General features: G+C 33.3%; 15 protein-coding genes and 1 other annotated feature. Of the genes, 14 read left to right on the top strand and 1 reads right to left on the bottom strand.

The window, feature by feature from the left end; translation table 11 throughout:
* The first annotated feature begins 3 nt into the window (after positions 1 to 3).
* The 10 genes from ACFVRR_RS23190 (at position 4) to ACFVRR_RS23145 (ending at position 14,090) form a co-directional block, all read left to right on the top strand.
* Complete coding sequence (locus tag ACFVRR_RS23190) at positions 4 to 1,794, top strand: sensor histidine kinase (RefSeq protein ID WP_387333056.1); 1,791 nt, start codon at positions 4 to 6, stop codon at positions 1,792 to 1,794.
* A gap of 81 nt (positions 1,795 to 1,875) precedes the next feature.
* A complete protein-coding gene (locus tag ACFVRR_RS23185) occupies positions 1,876 to 3,069 on the top strand; it encodes a S1C family serine protease (protein WP_387333054.1) in 1,194 nt (397 codons plus the stop codon).
* Between the two features lie 246 nt (positions 3,070 to 3,315).
* Positions 3,316 to 3,726: a CoA-binding protein gene (locus tag ACFVRR_RS23180; protein ID WP_097977812.1), complete on the top strand. Its 411-nt coding sequence runs from the start codon at positions 3,316 to 3,318 to the stop codon at positions 3,724 to 3,726.
* A gap of 541 nt (positions 3,727 to 4,267) precedes the next feature.
* Positions 4,268 to 6,241 carry a DNA topoisomerase IV subunit B gene (parE, locus tag ACFVRR_RS23175; RefSeq protein ID WP_387333052.1) on the top strand — a complete coding sequence of 658 codons (1,974 nt, stop codon included), beginning with the start codon at positions 4,268 to 4,270 and terminating at the stop codon, positions 6,239 to 6,241.
* Positions 6,241 to 8,673 carry a DNA topoisomerase IV subunit A gene (gene parC / locus ACFVRR_RS23170; protein ID WP_387333050.1) on the top strand — a complete coding sequence of 811 codons (2,433 nt, stop codon included), beginning with the start codon at positions 6,241 to 6,243 and terminating at the stop codon, positions 8,671 to 8,673. Before parE ends, parC begins: the two co-directional genes overlap by 1 nt.
* A gap of 319 nt (positions 8,674 to 8,992) precedes the next feature.
* Positions 8,993 to 10,174: a branched-chain amino acid ABC transporter substrate-binding protein gene (locus ACFVRR_RS23165; RefSeq protein ID WP_387333048.1), complete on the top strand. Its 1,182-nt coding sequence runs from the start codon at positions 8,993 to 8,995 to the stop codon at positions 10,172 to 10,174.
* Positions 10,175 to 10,315: 141 nt separating this feature from the next.
* A complete protein-coding gene (locus ACFVRR_RS23160; protein ID WP_248266096.1) occupies positions 10,316 to 11,299 on the top strand; it encodes a branched-chain amino acid ABC transporter permease in 984 nt (327 codons plus the stop codon).
* A 9-nt stretch (positions 11,300 to 11,308) separates the two neighbouring features.
* The gene (locus ACFVRR_RS23155; protein ID WP_097977804.1) at positions 11,309 to 12,577 is read left to right on the top strand and encodes an ABC transporter permease subunit; all 1,269 of its coding nucleotides are present in this window, start codon (positions 11,309 to 11,311) and stop codon (positions 12,575 to 12,577) included.
* Between the two features lie 16 nt (positions 12,578 to 12,593).
* The gene (locus ACFVRR_RS23150; RefSeq protein ID WP_387333045.1) at positions 12,594 to 13,364 is read left to right on the top strand and encodes an ABC transporter ATP-binding protein; all 771 of its coding nucleotides are present in this window, start codon (positions 12,594 to 12,596) and stop codon (positions 13,362 to 13,364) included.
* 18 nt (positions 13,365 to 13,382) lie between these two features.
* The gene (locus ACFVRR_RS23145) at positions 13,383 to 14,090 is read left to right on the top strand and encodes an ABC transporter ATP-binding protein (protein WP_069032386.1); all 708 of its coding nucleotides are present in this window, start codon (positions 13,383 to 13,385) and stop codon (positions 14,088 to 14,090) included.
* Between the two features lie 447 nt (positions 14,091 to 14,537).
* Here the strand turns inward: ACFVRR_RS23145 and ACFVRR_RS23140 are convergent, their stop codons facing one another.
* Positions 14,538 to 14,966, bottom strand: a complete 429-nt coding sequence (locus ACFVRR_RS23140; RefSeq protein WP_387333043.1) for a hypothetical protein — start codon at positions 14,964 to 14,966, stop codon at positions 14,538 to 14,540.
* Positions 14,967 to 15,177: 211 nt separating this feature from the next.
* Positions 15,178 to 15,357, top strand: a binding site (T-box leader).
* 80 nt (positions 15,358 to 15,437) lie between these two features.
* Here ACFVRR_RS23140 and ACFVRR_RS23135 point away from each other — a divergent pair.
* The 4 genes from ACFVRR_RS23135 (at position 15,438) to ACFVRR_RS23120 (ending at position 18,291) form a co-directional block, all read left to right on the top strand.
* Positions 15,438 to 16,823 carry a glycine--tRNA ligase gene (locus tag ACFVRR_RS23135; protein WP_387333041.1) on the top strand — a complete coding sequence of 462 codons (1,386 nt, stop codon included), beginning with the start codon at positions 15,438 to 15,440 and terminating at the stop codon, positions 16,821 to 16,823.
* Positions 16,824 to 16,950: 127 nt separating this feature from the next.
* The gene (locus ACFVRR_RS23130) at positions 16,951 to 17,673 is read left to right on the top strand and encodes a Bax inhibitor-1/YccA family protein (protein ID WP_069032390.1); all 723 of its coding nucleotides are present in this window, start codon (positions 16,951 to 16,953) and stop codon (positions 17,671 to 17,673) included.
* A 115-nt stretch (positions 17,674 to 17,788) separates the two neighbouring features.
* The gene (locus ACFVRR_RS23125) at positions 17,789 to 17,983 is read left to right on the top strand and encodes an NETI motif-containing protein (protein WP_097977798.1); all 195 of its coding nucleotides are present in this window, start codon (positions 17,789 to 17,791) and stop codon (positions 17,981 to 17,983) included.
* Between the two features lie 62 nt (positions 17,984 to 18,045).
* On the top strand, positions 18,046 to 18,291 hold the full coding sequence (locus ACFVRR_RS23120; RefSeq protein ID WP_387333039.1) for a DNA alkylation repair protein: 246 nt from the start codon (positions 18,046 to 18,048) through the stop codon (positions 18,289 to 18,291).
* Positions 18,292 to 18,458 lie beyond the last annotated feature (167 nt).

Here is an 18,458-nt window from a genome sequence, read left to right as displayed (position 1 = left end):
AAGATGAAAAATAGTATAGTCCGTAAACTTTTTTTATCCATAACGTTATTATTAGTTATATTTTTATTAATTGTATTTGTTGGTCAATCAATCTTTATGCAATCTTTTTATACGAATAAGAAAGTAAATATTGTAACAGAAGAACTAACACAATTTGCTAAAGGGTATAAAGCGGGTAAATTTAACAACAATCAGTTTCAACAAGAACTAACCAAACTATATTCCAAATACAATACAACTTTGGCAGTTTTAGATAAAAGAGGGGTACTTAAAGCTGAGAATAATTTTGATTTAACCGTTCTTACAAATGAAGGGAAAAAGGTTTATGTACCTTTAAATAATCTATTATATTCAGATCAAATAGAAAGTATTTTAGGTCTTAATATTAAAGAAAATTCAAGGATTACAATCCGAGGTTATGTTCAAGATGATTATTTTATTCCACTCTATATAAAAACGAATATGGGTGTATGGCAAGAGGAAAATCAACCGTCTAACACGGTTCAATTGTCAACTAAAGATAATCTTCAGGAAATGGTGAATATTGAAATTAAAGGGAAAGTTGTTAATTTACATTTACCAATTGCAAATCAATATACATATTCAGCTCAAATGAACTCCTTAATGGGTGCGATAACTGATTGGACAAAGACTAATGAAGATTTTTCTAACTATACTGAGGAGGATTTTCCATTAATTTATCGTTACTTAGATCGAGCAAATGGATTAGAAAATAAAGTTTTTATTTACCCAATTAATACTAATAAAGGTTCAAAAGAAGTTATTTTTGCGATTACATCACTACAACCAGTAAATGAAGCAATGTACGTTTTAAAAGATTTTTATATTTACGCTTTTATTATTGCTTTATTGTTGATTGTGATTGTTTCTTTTTACTATTCGAAATTGATTACGAAGCCATTATTGAAAATGAATTCGGTAACAGATCAATTAGCAAAGTTAAACTTTAACGAGAAAATCGATATTCAATCCGATGATGAAATTGGACAATTATCCAAATCAATTAATTCATTATCCGAGAATTTAGCTAGTACGATTGAAAATTTACAGCAGGCAAATGTTAAATTAATGAAGGATATTGAAAAAGAAAAGCAGTTAGAACAAACAAGAAAAGAGTTTATTAGTGGTGTATCCCATGAGTTAAAAACGCCACTAAGTATCGTGCAAAGTTATGCAGAAGGTTTAAAAGATGGATTAAATATTGAAAAAAATGGTTATTATGCAGATGTAATCCTTGAAGAAGTTGATCGGATGAACGGGTTAGTTGTCGATATGCTTGAACTTTCCAAACTTCAATCAGGAACATACACACTTAGAAGTGAACCTTTCTTAATTGTTGATTGCATAGAAAATGTGATTATTCGCATGTTTGAAAATAGTAGTATTCATTGTCATTTCAATTTTAATCTAGATGAGGATACGCTCGTATTAGGTGAAAAAAGAAAAATAGAACAAGTGATCATTAATATCCTTTCAAATGCTATCCATTATGGAAACCCAGGTAGTGTCATAAAAATGAATTTATTAGATGAAGGGGATTATGTAAATATCTCTATTTTTAATGAAGGTAATCCAATCCCTGCTGATAAAATTGATAAAATTTGGGATCGCTTCTATCGAATTGATGAATCTAGAAATAGACAAAATGGTGGAACAGGATTAGGGTTAGCAATCGTAAAAACAATCCTTGACTTACATCATTCAACTATAAAAGTTCATAATAAGGAAGATGGAGTTGAATTTATTTTTAATTTGAAAAAATATTTGAATTAAATCAAAAAGTTCACAGCAAATACACATGAGTGGGTTAAATTAATATCAATCAAAGATACCTACATATTGGAGGAATGAATTATGGGATATTATGATGAAACAGATTTATACGATGAAAATAATCATAAAAGACAAAAGAGAAGTAGACGTGGAGGGTATCCACTTGTTACAGGCTTTATTGGAGCGATCATTGGAGCTGTAACGATCTCAATCGTATCCCCGGATATTTTTAACTTAACAAATAAAAATGCAAACTTATCAAATGATACGAATACTGTACCAACACAAGTTATTAATGTATCACGCGAAGATTTAACAACTACGATCCAAAATGCTCGCAAATTTGTAGTAGGAGTTAATAACTATCAATCATCCAATCCATTTTCAATGGAAACGCAAGAAGCTGGATCTGGTTCAGGTGTAGTTTATAAAAGAGTAGGAAATAAAGCTTTAGTAGCGACAAATAACCATGTTGTTGCTGGTGCAAAGCAATTAAAAGTAAAAATGGCAGATGGTCAATTAATTGATGCTAAACTTGTTGGAACAGATGAATTATTAGATTTAGCTGTTGTCGCAATTGATGCAAAATATGTTACGAATATCGCTAAATTAGGTGATTCTGAAAAAATTAATGTAGGTGAAACTGCTATTGCAATTGGAAATCCACTTGGATTTTTAGAAAGTACTGTAACTGAAGGTATTGTAAGTAGTAAAGCACGTGAAATACCACAAGATATCGATGGAGATGGCGTTGCAGATTACCAAACTCAAGTAATCCAAACAGATGCAGCGATTAATCCAGGTAATAGTGGTGGTGCTTTAATCAACGCAAAAGGTGAAGTAATCGGGATTAATTCAAGTAAAATTGCTGAACAAGCTGTTGAAGGAATTGGATTTGCGATCCCAATGAATATTGCAAAACCAGCTTTAGATCAGATCGAAAAATTTGGTGAAGTAACTCGACCTGTAATGGGTGTAGGCTTAAAATCACTTGATGAAATACCGCAATTTAATATCGAAGAAACATTAAAATTACCTGGTTCAGTGACAAAAGGTGCAGTTGTTACACATGTTGATCCAAATACTCCTGCGGCTAAAGTTGGAATGAAACAATTAGACGTGATCGTTGCACTTGACGACAAACCAGTAAGTGACGTAATTACTGTAAGGGAATACCTATATTCACACAAAAAAGTTGGAGATAAATTAAAGATTACTTATTACCGTGATGGTAAATTAACTAATTCAACTTTAACATTAGCTTCTAGTCAATGATTTGACAGGCCATTGACTTAGGAAATATGATAAAAGAATAAAAAATAAGCGAAAAGTTTAGTATGTAACATATATTTGATTTTTTAAACTGATTGAAAACGCTTGTCTTTCGAGGCGCGAAGGCTGATGAGGAGCGGAGTTACCTAGACAGGTAATGAGCACCGCAGTAAGACGAAGCAACGAAGAAAGCGAGCGTTTTTAACTGTTTGAAGCGCTTATTTATACAGAAAGAAAGGGTGATTAGCAATGAGTAAATACCCATCAAGAGAAGAAATTGGCAAGATTTTAAAATCAAGTAAAGTAATTGCAGTTGTTGGATTATCAAAAGACCCGTCTAAAACGTCTTATATGGTAAGCAAGGCAATGCAAGATGCTGGATATAAAATTATTCCAGTAAACCCAACAGTTGATACGGTATTAGGAGAAAAAGCAGTAGCGAGTTTAACCGAAATAAATGAAAAAGTTGATATTGTAAATGTATTTAGAAGACCTGAACACCTATTACCTGTAGCACAAGAGTTTCTTAAAATTGATTGCGATGTTTTCTTTGCACAGCTTGGAATTGAAAACGAAGAAGCATATCAATTGTTAAAGGAAAATGGTAAAACAGTCATTATGGATCGTTGTATTAAAGTTGAGCATGCAATGACAAGATAGGCCGTTAAAAAAGCTCACTGTTTCAGACTGGCCATCCAGACGCTCGTTTTCTTCGTTGCGTTGTCTGGCTACGGTGCTCATTACCGCTTAGCGGTAACTTGCGTCAAAAATTGCCTTCGTGCTTCAAAAGTCAAGCGCTTTCAATCAGTCTGTAAATTAAATTTTTAAATTTTTTTAAATCTGGCTCACTGTTAATCAGTGAGTTTTTTTAACGGAAGATCGAGTAGGGAATAAGACCATTAGGGTAATCGAGAAATTGTACTGATGTACATCAAAATAGATTAGCAATTAAAATGCCAGTTTGCACTAACTTTAAAATTGAATTTGTAAGTTAATTTATCAATTTTCAACTTTAAACCTGCATTTTCTTGATACAAAAATCCAGCTTTTTATGAACTTGTCCGATTTTTTTTTTCATGTTCGACTTGTAAGTTAGGAAAAAAACCATTAACATGAACGATTAGAAGAAACATTTTATATAATATGATATAATGGAACAGATGTTCCTATGTAAGTGTTTAGTTAGAAAGGAGAAATGGTGTTGGCAAAGAATGAAACAACATATAACGAAGATGCGATACAGGTACTAGAAGGTTTAGAAGCTGTACGTAAACGACCTGGAATGTATATTGGCAGCACAGATAGTAGAGGTCTGCACCATTTAGTTTATGAAATTGTAGATAACTCTGTAGATGAAGCATTAGCTGGTCACGGGACTCAAATAGATGTGGTTATTCATAAGGATAATAGCTTAAGCGTAAAAGACCATGGTCGTGGGATGCCTACTGGAATGCACAAAATGGGAAAACCAACTCCAGAAATTATTTTAACTGTATTACACGCAGGTGGTAAATTTGGACAAGGCGGCTACAAAACAAGTGGTGGTCTACATGGTGTTGGTGCATCAGTAGTAAATGCTTTATCAGAATGGTTAACAGTTGAAATACACCGTGAAGGAACAATTTACAAGCAACGTTTTGAAGATGGAGGTAAAGCAGTAACTTCATTAGAAATCATTGGTAAGACAAGACGAACTGGTACGACGATCCATTTTAAACCAGATCCAACTATTTTTAGCACGACAAATTTTAACTTTGATACTTTATGTGAAAGACTTAGAGAGTCAGCATTTTTATTAAAAGGTTTAAAAATTACAATTAAAGATGAACGACATGATGCGTTTGAAGAGTTTTATTATGAAAACGGTATCGAAGCATTCGTATCGTATTTGAACGAAGAAAAAGAAGCATTACATCCTGTTGTATTCTTTGACGGATTACAAAATAAAATTGAGGTTGAATTTTCGTTCCAATTTAATGATGGATATTCGGAAACGATGCTTTCTTTCGTAAATAATGTTCGAACAAAAGATGGTGGTACGCACGAAGTTGGTGCAAAAACTGCTTTAACAAGAGCATTTAATGAATATGCAAGAAAAGTGAGTCTTTTAAAAGAAAAAGATAAAAATCTAGATGGAGCGGATATTCGTGAGGGATTAGCTGCAATTGTTTCTGTACGAATTCCTGAAGAACTGCTTCAATTTGAAGGACAAACAAAAGGTAAATTAGGTACTAGTGAAGCAAGATCAGCTGTTGACTCAGTAGTTTCGGATTCATTAGCTTATTTTCTGGAAGAAAATCCAGACATTGCAACTTCTTTAGTAAAGAAATCTATAAAAGCTTATCAAGCTAGAGAAGCTGCAAGAAAAGCACGTGAGGAAGCAAGAAGTGGTAAAAAGAGAAAGCGTTCAGAAACTTCATTAAGCGGTAAGCTCACACCTGCACAGTCACGTAACCCACAGAAAAATGAATTATACCTAGTTGAGGGTGATTCAGCTGGTGGAAGTGCGAAACAAGGCCGTGATCGACGTTTCCAAGCAATCTTGCCTTTACGTGGTAAAGTTATCAATACCGAGAAGGCAAAACTAGCTGACATAATGAAAAATGAAGAGATTAATACGATTATTCATGCGATTGGTGCAGGAGTAGGTAGTGATTTTGATATTGATGATGTTAACTATGACAAAATCGTTATTATGACCGATGCTGATACAGATGGAGCGCATATTCAAGTACTTTTATTAACATTCTTTTACCGCTATATGAAGCCACTAGTAGAAGCTGGTAAAGTTTATATTGCCTTACCTCCTTTATTCAAAGTAAGTAAGGGTACTGGAAAAAAAGAAGTAATCGAATACGCTTGGTCAGAGGTAGACCTACAAGATGCAATCAAAAAAGTTGGTAAAGGGTATATGATTCAGCGTTATAAAGGACTTGGTGAGATGAATGCTGACCAACTTTGGGATACAACGATGGATCCAGAAACGAGAACGCTTATTCGTGTGAAAATTGATGATGCCGCAAGAGCAGATCGTCGTGTAACTACATTAATGGGTGATAAAGTTGAACCTAGACGTAAGTGGATTGAATCGAATGTAGTATTTGATTTAGATGAAGAGGATAAAATTTTAAACAATGAGCAAGTTGAAGTAGATTCAGAAGGGAGCAAAGTCTGATGCAATCATCGGAAAAATTATATAATATCCCTTTAGAAGATATAATAGGTGACCGCTTTGGTCGATATAGTAAGTATATTATTCAAGAACGAGCATTACCTGATGCTCGTGACGGATTAAAGCCAGTTCAACGCCGTATTTTATATTCAATGCACGTTGAAGGAAACACGCAAGACAAGCCTTACCGTAAATCTGCTAAAACAGTCGGAAATGTAATCGGTAATTACCATCCTCATGGTGATACTTCTGTTTATGATGCAATGGTACGACTAAGTCAAGATTGGAAATTAAGAAATGTATTAGTTCAAATGCATGGAAATAACGGTAGTATTGATGGAGACCCGCCAGCAGCTATGCGTTATACGGAAGCTAGGTTATCAGCAATAGCAAGTGAACTATTGAGAGATATTGATAAAGAAACAGTTGATTTTGTGCCCAACTTTGACGATACGAGTATGGAGCCAGTTGTTTTACCATCAATGTTTCCAAATTTATTAGTCAACGGTAGTACTGGAATCTCTGCTGGATATGCAACTGAAATACCTTCGCACCACCTTGGAGAAGTAATCGATGCGACGATTATGCGCATTGAAAATAAAAACTGTTCAGTAGATGAATTAATGACCGTAATCCACGGTCCTGATTTTGCTACTGGAGGGATTATTCAAGGTGTAGATGGTATTAAAAAAGCTTATGAAACAGGAAAAGGAAAAATCATTATTCGAAGCCGAGTTCATACCGAGGATTTACGTGGTGGAAAACAGGCATTAATTATTACAGAAATTCCTTCAGAAGTGAATAAAGCGAATTTAGTAAAGAAAATGGACGAGGTTCGTCTTGATCGAAAAGTAGATGGCATTACGGAAGTACGCGATGAAACAGATCGTACAGGACTACGTATTGTCATTGAACTGAAAAAAGATGCAAATAACGAAGCGATTTTAAATTATTTATATAAAAATACTGAGCTTCAAATACCTTATAACTTCAATATGGTTGCGATTTATAATCGTACACCAAAACAGATGTCATTACCGGCAATTCTTGATGCTTATATTGAACATCAAAAAGAAGTCATTACAAATCGTTCAAATTTTGATTTAAGAAAAGCGAAAGCTCGCCAACATGTTGTAGAAGGTTTAATGAAGGCTTTATCGATTTTAGATGAAGTGATTACAACAATCCGTTCTGCAAATGATAAACGCGATGCAAAAGATAAGTTAATCGCTCAATTTGAGTTTACTGAACTACAAGCTGAAGCGATTGTTATGTTACAGTTATATCGTTTAACAAATACTGATATTACTGCATTACAAGAAGAAGCAGATGAGTTAGATAAAAAGATTAAACAGCTAGAAGCAATTTTAAACAGTGAAGCAAAATTATTGTCAGTGATCAAAACAGACTTAAAGAAAATTAAGTTAAAATATGCAGACGACAGACGTTCAACCATTCAAGAAGAAATTGAAGAAATTAAAATTTCTAGAGAAGATATAATTGCTCAAGAAGACGTCGTTGTCACCGTTACAAGTGAAGGATACGTTAAACGAACTAGTCCAAGATCATATTCAGCATCGAATGGTAAAGATTACGGTATGAAAGAAGGAGACCGTTTAATTTATCAAATAGAAAGTACAACGACGGATACTCTAATTTTATTTACGTCAAAAGGTAACTATTTATATTTACCAATTCATGAAATGCAGGATATCAGATGGAAAGATATGGGGCAACATGTTGCTAATATTATTCCTATTGAACGAGATGAAGCAATTCTTTCTGCTACGGTCGTAAATAATTTTGAAGAAAATAAAGATTATATTTTATTTGTCACTAAAAATGGTGTTGTAAAGCGTACAAGTATACAGCAATTAAAAGTACAACGATATTCTAAACCACTTGTCGGTATGTCAATTAAGTCAGATGATTCCTTAATATTTGCTGGTGTCATTTCAGAAACTGATCAAGTCTTGTTGGCTACAAATTCAGGATACACATTGTTATTTAATGTTGAAGAGATTAGTATTCAAGGTTTAAGAGCTGGTGGAGTTAAAGGTATTAACTTAAAGGATCATGATTTTGTTGTTTCTGCAGACACCATCAGTAATAAAGTGAAAGAAATATTCTGTGCAACACATCGAGGGGCAATTAAAAAAATGAAACTCGATACGATCCCTCAAAGTTCTAGAGGTACACGAGGTGTTAAAGTACTTCGAGATTTAAAAAATAACCCTCATATGTTAATTGGGGTATACGCAATAAATGAAAAAGATATGTTTGCTTTATTAAGTAAATCTGGTCAATTTGAGACAGTTGACCCAACTGATTTAAGAAATAGTGATCAATATAGTAATGGATCATTTGTTATGGATACAGATGATTCTGGTGAAATTAAGACGATCATTCGATATAAAAAAGAAGAAAATAATTAATAAAAGACCTATTCCAAACTTTTTGGAATAGGTTTTTTTGTCGAATTTGTCGAAAAACGTAAAATGATACTAGGAAAATGTTTTTTGAGGAATTAACCAAAGGAAACACATTAAAATCTTTTAATTTTATATTTCGGAAATAAGGAAAAAAGGTTTTTAATGATTTTTTATTGGTAATAATTGCCTATAATAACAGAGAATCGACAGAATTGTCGAAATATTTTGAACCAAAAGAACTTGTCTAACGAAAAAATATAGCTTACTATTTTCTTAAGAATTTTAAATTTTCAAAAAAATAGGTTATCAAGGGGGCGTACATATGGTTTTTAAGAAGGGATTTGCAATTTTAGCATCAGTATCGTTAACTGCGGGTATTTTAGCAGGCTGTGGTAATAGTAGTTCAAAGGATGGAAGTCAGGTCATTAAAATTGCTACAAATACACCGTTATCTGGTAATAATGCAATTTTAGGTGAATCCATTAAACTTGGAGCACAGCTTGCATTAGAGGATCAAAAAGCAGCTTTCAAAAAATTAGGCTTTGATTTAAAAATTGTACCTTATGATGACCAAGGGGATCCAAAAAAAGGTGTAGCAAATGCTGAGCAGTTAGCTGCAGACAATAAAATCCTTGGTGTTGTAGGACACTTAAACTCTGGTGTAGCAATTCCTTCTTCAGTAAAGTATGAGAAAGACCATATCGTAATGGTATCTCCTTCAAATACTGCAAATGAAGTAACTGATCGTGGATTAGGAGTAGTTAACCGAATTTGTGCTCGTGATGACTTCCAAGGTCCTGCAGGTGCAAATTTTGCTGTTAATACTTTAAAAGCTAAAAAGATTTTTATCATTCAAGATAAAACACCTTACGGAACTGGTTTAGCAAATGAATTCAAAGGTGCTGCTGAGAAATTAGGCGCTAAAATTTTAGGTGAAGAAGGGATCTCAATTGGAGATAAAGACTTTAACGGAGTACTAAACAATGCAATTGCGAAAAAGCCTGATTTAGTATTCTTCGGTGGACTTTATGCTGAAGGTGGAATTTTATTAAAACAAGCTCGTGAAAAAGGATTAAACATCCCATTCATGGGTGGAGATGGAATGGACTCTTCAGGTTTAGTTGATATTGCTGGAGATGCTGTTAAAAACTTCTATTATACTTCAGTAGCTGGTGATACGTTAAAAACTGATAAAGGTAAAGCTTTTGCTGACGCTTATAAATCTAAATTTAATAAAAACATTGAATCGTTCTCATCTTACGGATATGATTCTGCTGGTGTTTTATTAGAAGGATTAAAAAATGCAATCAATGATAATAAAGGAAAAACGCCAACTCGTGAACAAGTTGAAAAAGCAGTACGTGCAATCCAAGATTATGATGGTGTAGTAACGAAGGTGGGCTTCGACGATAAAGGGGACAACAAATACGCGAAAGTATTTATTTATACGTTTAAAGAAGCTAAATACCCTGGTACTCAAGAAGGCGAAGTTACTAAACCATAATTAGAAACAAACCCTACCAGTCTTAAAGAAAAGAGTATCCTGTAAAATGTGATACTCTTTTTCTCTCAATAAGATGAGAAAATTGTAAAATTTTGGAAATTAATAGGAAGTAAACTACATTATTTATAGGAGGTCTTATACATGAATGAAGTAATCCAAACACTACCTCAAGTTCTAATAGACGGTCTTGTTTTAGGAGCAGTATATGCAATCGTAGCACTCGGTTACACGATGGTTTATGGGATATTGGAACTAATCAATTTTGCACATGGTGAAATATTTATGGTGGGTGCGTTTATTGGTACTGCAGTATTAATTACATTTACTGGTTTAGGTTTATTAAGTAGTTTACCTGCAATTATCGTGTTAGCAATTGTTTTAATAGTAGCTTCATTAGCAACTGGTTTCCTAGGAATGGGGATCGAAAGAGTTGCATATCGTCCATTACGAAAAGCACCAAAGTTAATTACATTAATTACAGCAATCGGTATTTCATTTTTACTACAAGATATCGTACGTTTTATTGCTGAATTAAAAGAAGGAAATTACATTATTACTGGCCCATCACTATTTTCTGGACAACACCAAATTAAAACTAGCTCAATTCTTTCTTCATTTGGAAATGCACAAATTAAATCAGCATCAATCATTATTTTAGTCGTTGCAGTTGTAATGATGATTTCATTAGATTACTTCATCAATAAAACAAAATGGGGTACAGCAATGCGTGCAGTTGCACAGGATCGTGAAACTGCATCATTAATGTCTGTAAACGTTAACAAAGTCATCTCTTTAACATTCTTTTTAGGTTCTGGATTAGGTGGTGCAACTGGCGTACTATTTGCATTACAGTACAGCACTATTGATCCGTATATCGGTTTTATTTTAGGCCTAAAAGCATTTACAGCAGCAGTATTAGGTGGAATCGGAAATATCCGTGGAGCAATGTTTGGCGGTTTATTAATCGGTGTAATCGAAGTGTTTGCAGCAACAAATTTATCAACTTTAACACATGGTATTTTCCCATCAGAATATAAAGATGTTGTTGCATTTGGAATTTTAATTCTAGTTCTAATATTCAAGCCAGAAGGTTTATTAGGTAAACCTGTAGCTGAGAAAGTGTAGGTGAATTAGATGAAGAGCTTATTAAATGGGTTAAAACAATCAAATAAACTACAAGGTATGTTCTTAGGAGCTTATATCGTTGTTACATCATTAGGATTATACTTTTTGCAAGAATCGGTTACCGCATTTCTATTAATCTTGTTCTCACTTTACTTATTATATAAAACTAATTTTCCAGTCAAATTAAAATGGAGCATTGGAATCTTAGTTTTAACCGTGATTATGCCTTATGTTGCATCACAAGGTACAGCATTTGAATCATATATGGGTGTAGCGACTTTAGTTGGAATCTATGTTGCAATGGCACTTGGATTAAACGTAGTAGTTGGTTTAGCGGGCCTATTAGATTTAGGATTCGTTGCCTTCTTTGCAATCGGTTCATATACTTATGCAATTTTTTCGACTAAACAAGTTACGAATTTCTTACATTTTGATTTCCTTCCGTTTTCAGGAAACTCATTTTGGGTATTTATTATAATCGGTGGAATTATCGCTGCAATTGCAGGTGTATTATTAGGTATTCCAGTATTGCGTGTAAAAGGTGATTATTTAGCAATTGTAACATTAGGCTTTGGAGAAATTATTCGAATTGTATTTAATAACTTAGATAAACCAATAAATATTACTGGAGGAGCACAAGGTATTTCTTCGATTCCAGCTCCTACTATTTTTGGATTAGAGATTGATAATTCTGGGCAATTTTATTATGTCGTGTTAGTTGTTTTATCAATCGTCATTTTAGCTGTTACTAGATTACAAGATTCTAAGCTTGGACGTTCTTGGAAGGCGGTACGTGAGAATGAAATCGCTGCACAAGCATCAGGTATTCATTTAGTACGTACGAAATTAATTGCATTTGCAATCGGTGCATCTTTCTCAGGAATGATGGGAGTAGTTTTCTCTGCAAAGCAAATGTTTATTGACCCAACAAGCTTTACATTACTTGAATCGATTACGATCTTAGTAATGGTTATTTTAGGCGGAATGGGTAGTGTTCCAGGTGTTATCCTTGGAGCAGCACTTGTAACAATCTTAAATCTACAAGTATTAACAGAGGTAACAAACTATTTAAACCAATTAACATTAGATGGAGTTATTAACTTACCACCAGCTCTATCGCCTTCTAAAATGCAACGTATGATTTTCGGACTTATTTTAGTACTTGCAGCAATTTTTAGGCCAAAAGGATTATTGCCTGCCAAAAATAAGGTTGTTCCAAAAGAAGACGTCGTAGATCAAACTGTAGTCGAAGAAAAAACACGCACAGTTTCATTTTAAGAGAGGAGGTTATCAAATGTTAAAAACAACGAATTTAACGAAAAGCTTTGGCGGTTTAACAGCTGTTAATAATGTAAATATTGATATTAAAGAAGGCTCAATTACAGCGGTAATTGGACCAAATGGAGCTGGAAAAACAACATTCTTTAATATGATTACAGGTGTGTACACTCCTAGTAGTGGAGAAATTTTGTTAGGGAATGAGAGTTTAGTAGGCTTAAAACCACATACTGTTAATAAAAAAGGGATCGCGCGTACATTCCAAAATATTCGTCTATTTAATAGTATGACTGCTTTAGAAAATGTCATGGTAGGAATGCATCAGCATTTAAAGTATGGTGTTTTTTCAACAATATTCCATTTGCCTAAATTTAAAAAAGCAGAAAAAACGGCATTGAAAGAAGCATATAAATGGTTAGAATACGTCGGATTGGCTGAATTTTATAATGAGGAAGCATCGAGTCTATCATACGGTGCACAAAGACGACTTGAAATCGCTCGTGCATTAGCAACTCAACCAAGAATCTTACTTTTAGATGAACCAGCTGCGGGGATGAATCCGAAAGAAACGAAAGAATTGACAGATTTAATCTATCAAATGAGAGATGACCTTAACTTAACAATCGTCTTAATCGAGCATGATATGAAGCTTGTTATGGAAATATCCGAGTATCTATTTGTACTTGATCATGGCGAAAAAATTGCAGAAGGAAAACCACTTGAAATTCGAAATAATCAAAAAGTAATTGAAGCATATTTAGGAAAAAGTGCAGTGACTACTGCATAGTGAAAGGAGTACGAAAAAATGACGCTATTACAATTAAAAGATATTAACTCTTTTTACGGTGGTATTCAAGCACTGAAAAATATTAACATTGAAGTAAATGAAGGTGAAATTGTAACGTTAATTGGAAGTAACGGTGCTGGAAAATCTACTACTCTAAAAACGATTTGTGGCCAAGTTAAACCAAAATCTGGAACGCTGATTTATAAAGGTGAAGAAATAATAAAGCTACAATCTCATGAAATTGCCTTAAAAGGAATCGCCCATGTACCAGAAGGAAGAAGAATCTTTTCTAAATTAAGTGTAAAAGAAAATTTAGAGATGGGTGCTTTCTCAGTTAAAGATAAAAAACTAATCGCTGCCCGCATGGAAATGGTATTTGATTATTTTCCAAGACTGAAAGAGCGTTTAAGCCAAAAAGGTGGTACGATGAGTGGAGGAGAACAACAAATGCTAGCGATTGGTAGAGGACTGATGATGGGACCATCCTTGCTAATGCTAGATGAACCATCTATGGGCCTTGCTCCAATTATCGTTGAACAAATATTTGAAATCATTGAGCAACTAAATAAACAAGGAATGACAATCTTATTAGTCGAACAAAACGCTTACCAAGCATTACAAATTGCTCACCGCGGGTATGTAATTCAAACTGGTGAGATCCAAATGGTTGGTGAAGGAAAGACATTAATGAATAATGAAGAAGTGAAAAAAGCCTATTTAGCTTAATGAATCTGCAAATCAAAAATAGATAAAGGAAAAGGGATGTATCATGAGTCGGGTCAACTGACATATGAACATCTCTTTTTTGATGTGAATGAGTGTGAAAATTAATATAAAGAGTAGATATCTAGGAGGCAATGATCATTTTAAGTCTATTTCCAGACTTATATAAAGATAAATGGCAGATTTGGTGAATTTTAATTGCAGAATCGGTAATTTTATTTGCAGATTTGCTGATTTTAATTGTAGCTTCGGTGATTTTAATTGCAGATACACTGATTTTATTGGCAGTCCGCCATTCATTTGCAAGTTTTCAACGTTCATTTGTACTATTAAGTTTCTTATTTGCTGTACTTTAAGGTTTATTTGCAGTTGAATCGGTCGGTACCTTACTAAGATTTTCCCAATAATATAAAAGAGGGAACCCCTTAAGGATTCCCTCATTAATAATGATTATTTATTAGAAATAAATTCCGAAATTTTTAATTGTTCTTCACTTGACGCATTGTTAATTGAAGATTGAAGTGATTCCTCTAGTAAACTACGATTCTTGTAAAAATCTTCATGTTTACTATTATAATAGTACTTCACTGCTTCTAAATCTGAGAAAAACTCTTTTCCAAGCTTTAGAAGAAATGTTACTGGAAGTCCTTCGATCACTACTGAATTTACATTTTCAGAAATTTCATTTACCGTACTGTTTGAAGATGAAATCATTTCCTCGTTTAATTCTCTAACAAGTAATTGTTCGAACCCTTTTATTTTATTGTTTCTTTTGTTCACGATTCGCTTTTTGTTTGTCTTTAATAAACGAATGGAATGATGTTTATCAAGCAATACTGCTGAACGTTTCTTTTTCTTTAAAAAAATGCTGCTACTCAAAACTAGCACTCCCTTCTGATAGTATTGGTATATAAATAAAACAACTTTTCTATCATACCAATTAATGCTCATACTGTAAAGGTTTTATCTTTACATGAAATATGCCCTGGAATATTCAAAAAATTCACGGTATTTTTTTATCAAAATTGTTCATAATAATATTTGACTTAATCATTGTCACTTTGTTAAAATAACAACATATTATTTATTACATATAACGTTGACGGAAAGAAGTACCTAAAGATAATTTTGTATAGCGAATTGAGGATAGTGTGAGCTCAATCAAAACCTTTAGCGAAAGGCATTCCTGAGTTAATTCTTAAAGTGGACAATTTTTTTAATTGTCAACTAGGGTGGAACCGCGGGTGCACATACAGCTCTCGTCCCTAGGCAGAAAATGCCTAAGGATGAGAGCTTTTTTATTTCATTCTTGCATTTTCAAAAAACAATTGAAAATTGGAGGTAGATGAAATGTCAGAAAAAACAATGGATGTCATAGTAAGTCATGCTAAACACAGAGGATTTGTATTTCCAGGATCTGAAATTTACGGTGGTTTAGCAAATACGTGGGATTATGGTCCACTAGGTGTTGAATTAAAAAATAATGTGAAAAAAGCTTGGTGGAAAAAGTTTGTTCAACAAAGTCCATATAATGTTGGATTAGATGCTGCAATCTTAATGAATCCACGTACTTGGGAAGCTTCAGGTCATATTGGTAACTTTAATGATCCAATGATCGATTGCAAAAATTGTAAAGCTCGTCATCGTGCTGATAAATTAATCGAAAATGCACTTGAAGAAAAAGGAATGGAAATAATCGTTGATGGTCTTCCCTTTTCAGAAATGGCTAAATTGATTGAGGAACATAAAATTGCTTGTCCTGATTGTGGTAGCCATGATTTTACAGATATTCGTCAATTTAACCTAATGTTTAAAACATTCCAAGGTGTTACTGAGTCAAGTACGAATGAAATTTTCTTACGTCCAGAAACAGCTCAAGGTATTTTCGTAAACTTCAAAAATGTTCAACGTACAATGAGAAAGAAAGTACCATTTGGTATTGCTCAAATAGGTAAAAGCTTCCGTAACGAAATTACACCAGGAAATTTCACGTTCCGTACTCGTGAATTTGAACAAATGGAGCTGGAATTCTTCTGTAAACCAGGTGAAGAATTAGAGTGGTATTCTTATTGGAAAGAAACTGCTAATAAATGGCTATTAGCTTTAGGTATGAATGAAGAAAATCTTCGTTTACGTGAACATAGTGCGGATGAATTATCACACTATAGTAACGCGACAACTGACTTTGAATATAAATTCCCATTTGGTTGGGGCGAATTATGGGGCATTGCGTCTCGTACAGATTATGATTTAAAACAACATATGGAATATTCAACAGAAGATTTCACATATCATGATCCAATTACAAATGAAAAATACGTTCCATATTGTATCGAGCCATCATTAGGTGCAGATCGTGTGACATTAGCATTTTTAATTGATGCTTATGAAGAAGAGGCATTAGAAGATGGTACATCTCGTACAGTAATGCGTCTACATCCTGCATTAGCACCATATAAGGCAGCGATTTTACCATTATCTAAAAAATTATCAGAAAATGCACAAGAAGTATTTGCTTCTTTAGCAGAAGATTTCAATGTTGATTTTGATGAAACTGGTTCAATTGGAAAACGTTACAGACGTCAAGATGAAATCGGTACTCCTTTCTGTATTACTTACGACTTCGAATCAATTGAAGACGGAAAAGTAACAGTTCGTGACCGTGACACTATGGAGCAAACTCGTGTTGCAATAAGTGAATTACAATCATTTTTAGCAAATAAAATTAAATTTTAATTTAGTTTTTAGAAATAAGGTGTCCTTTTGGACATCTTTTTTCATATATTTTACTAAAGCTTGTTTAAAGTTTAAGAAATTTACTAAAAATGGTAAAATAAAGGTATAAAATAAAGGAGGAGTTTAAATGAGGAGTTCAAATCCTATCTTAAATTCTGAACGATTAACGAAATCAAGACATGCTGCTAAAGCGATGACGATCGGTGGAACAATTGGTAAAACAATTATCGCATTAATCTTACTAATCGCAACAGCAGGATACTCATTTTATCTAACGGCTACTGGAACCCTGAATTCTAAAGTGTTTATTGGATGTTTAATCGTTGCATTCATAATTGGGTTAGTAACATCTTTTTCTCCTAGAATTGCGCCAATTACTACACCTATTTATGCAGCAGTTGAAGGGATTCTAATTGGTAATATTTCAGCTGTTTACGAAGCAACATATGGAATGATTGTCCTACAAGCGGTTCTATTAACAATTGCAATTATAGCAGGAACATTAATTTGTTATGCTACTGGACTAGTTAAAGTAACGCACCGTTTTAGATCAATTGTTTTTGGATTAACAATCGGAGTGTTTATCTTTTATTTACTAACGATGGTCCTTCAATTATTCCATGTTCCAATTCCATATATCCATCAATCTGGTCCAATTGGAATATTTGTTAGTTTAGCGATACTTGTTATTGCTTCATTAAATCTATTCTTGGATTTTGATCTAATTACGACAAGTGTTAGACAAGGTGCACCAAAAGAGTTCGAGTGGTATTGTGCTTTTGGTTTATTAGTAACAGTCATTTGGGTTTATATTGAAGCACTTCGATTCCTATCGAGGCTTCGCGATTAAATAATTTTAGTCAGTCAGACCTTACTCTCAAATGAAAGTAAGGTTTTTTACTATAGTTTGATTTGAATTCAATTATGATTAGATAGAATTACATTAGTGGAAAGTAGGGAAATAGATGAGTAAGAAAAAATTTGAAGTCTTTGAAAATGAAACAATTAATGATTGCTTAGAGAGAATGGAAAGAGAAGGCTATACACCAGTTAAAAGAATGGAAGTACCAATATTTTCAGAACAAATGATAAATGGAAAGGTAGAAATTGAACCGACTGGAAGAAAGATAGTATTTGAAGGCAAATTAAATACGAATTAATATGAATAAATATAATAATTTAATGGAATAGTAACCTTATATGAATAAAATGAGGTGAAAATATGCATAAATTAGCATGTCCACGCTGTAAAACAAACAAAAGTAGATTTTATTTAATCGAACAAAACCCAAAAGCAGTTAAATTAAATGCTCAAAGCGGAGATGTTGAATCAGAAGAATACGTTTCAAGTGGGCTAGATCCATTTTTTGTTCCATATAAAGGTCCAGAATATTTAGTTCAATGTGGAACTTGTGGTTTAATTGATCAAAGTGTAATGTTTGAAAAAACAGCAGATTCATTGAAATAATAAAATAAAAAAACTAAGTACTAAGGTATAAATAGAATAAAAATAAGATGACCTCTACAGAGATCATCTTATTTTTCAGAGTGTTGAAAAACAACTTAGTCAATAGATCTAAGCATATAATTTTAGAAAAAATCTCCTTTGTAGGAAAATTATTACTACAAGGGGGT

Source organism: Gottfriedia sp. NPDC057948, from assembly GCF_042887255.1.
Lineage (GTDB): Bacteria > Bacillota > Bacilli > Bacillales > Bacillaceae_G > Gottfriedia.
Note: the sequence above shows the minus strand (reverse complement) of the source record. Positions and strands in the feature narration are given on the sequence as shown.

Excerpts from the sequence above, each read along its gene's own strand:
- ACFVRR_RS23190 (WP_387333056.1), top strand. The coding sequence starts at position 4 with ATGAAAAATAGTATAGTCCGTAAACTTTTTTTATCCATAACGTTATTA.
- ACFVRR_RS23185 (WP_387333054.1), top strand. The coding sequence starts at position 1,876 with ATGGGATATTATGATGAAACAGATTTATACGATGAAAATAATCATAAA.
- ACFVRR_RS23180 (WP_097977812.1), top strand. The coding sequence starts at position 3,316 with ATGAGTAAATACCCATCAAGAGAAGAAATTGGCAAGATTTTAAAATCA.
- parC (WP_387333050.1), top strand. The coding sequence starts at position 6,241 with ATGCAATCATCGGAAAAATTATATAATATCCCTTTAGAAGATATAATA.
- ACFVRR_RS23165 (WP_387333048.1), top strand. The coding sequence starts at position 8,993 with ATGGTTTTTAAGAAGGGATTTGCAATTTTAGCATCAGTATCGTTAACT.
- ACFVRR_RS23160 (WP_248266096.1), top strand. The coding sequence starts at position 10,316 with ATGAATGAAGTAATCCAAACACTACCTCAAGTTCTAATAGACGGTCTT.
- ACFVRR_RS23155 (WP_097977804.1), top strand. The coding sequence starts at position 11,309 with ATGAAGAGCTTATTAAATGGGTTAAAACAATCAAATAAACTACAAGGT.
- ACFVRR_RS23150 (WP_387333045.1), top strand. The coding sequence starts at position 12,594 with ATGTTAAAAACAACGAATTTAACGAAAAGCTTTGGCGGTTTAACAGCT.
- ACFVRR_RS23145 (WP_069032386.1), top strand. The coding sequence starts at position 13,383 with ATGACGCTATTACAATTAAAAGATATTAACTCTTTTTACGGTGGTATT.
- ACFVRR_RS23135 (WP_387333041.1), top strand. The coding sequence starts at position 15,438 with ATGTCAGAAAAAACAATGGATGTCATAGTAAGTCATGCTAAACACAGA.
- ACFVRR_RS23130 (WP_069032390.1), top strand. The coding sequence starts at position 16,951 with ATGAGGAGTTCAAATCCTATCTTAAATTCTGAACGATTAACGAAATCA.
- ACFVRR_RS23125 (WP_097977798.1), top strand. The coding sequence starts at position 17,789 with ATGAGTAAGAAAAAATTTGAAGTCTTTGAAAATGAAACAATTAATGAT.
- ACFVRR_RS23120 (WP_387333039.1), top strand. The coding sequence starts at position 18,046 with ATGCATAAATTAGCATGTCCACGCTGTAAAACAAACAAAAGTAGATTT.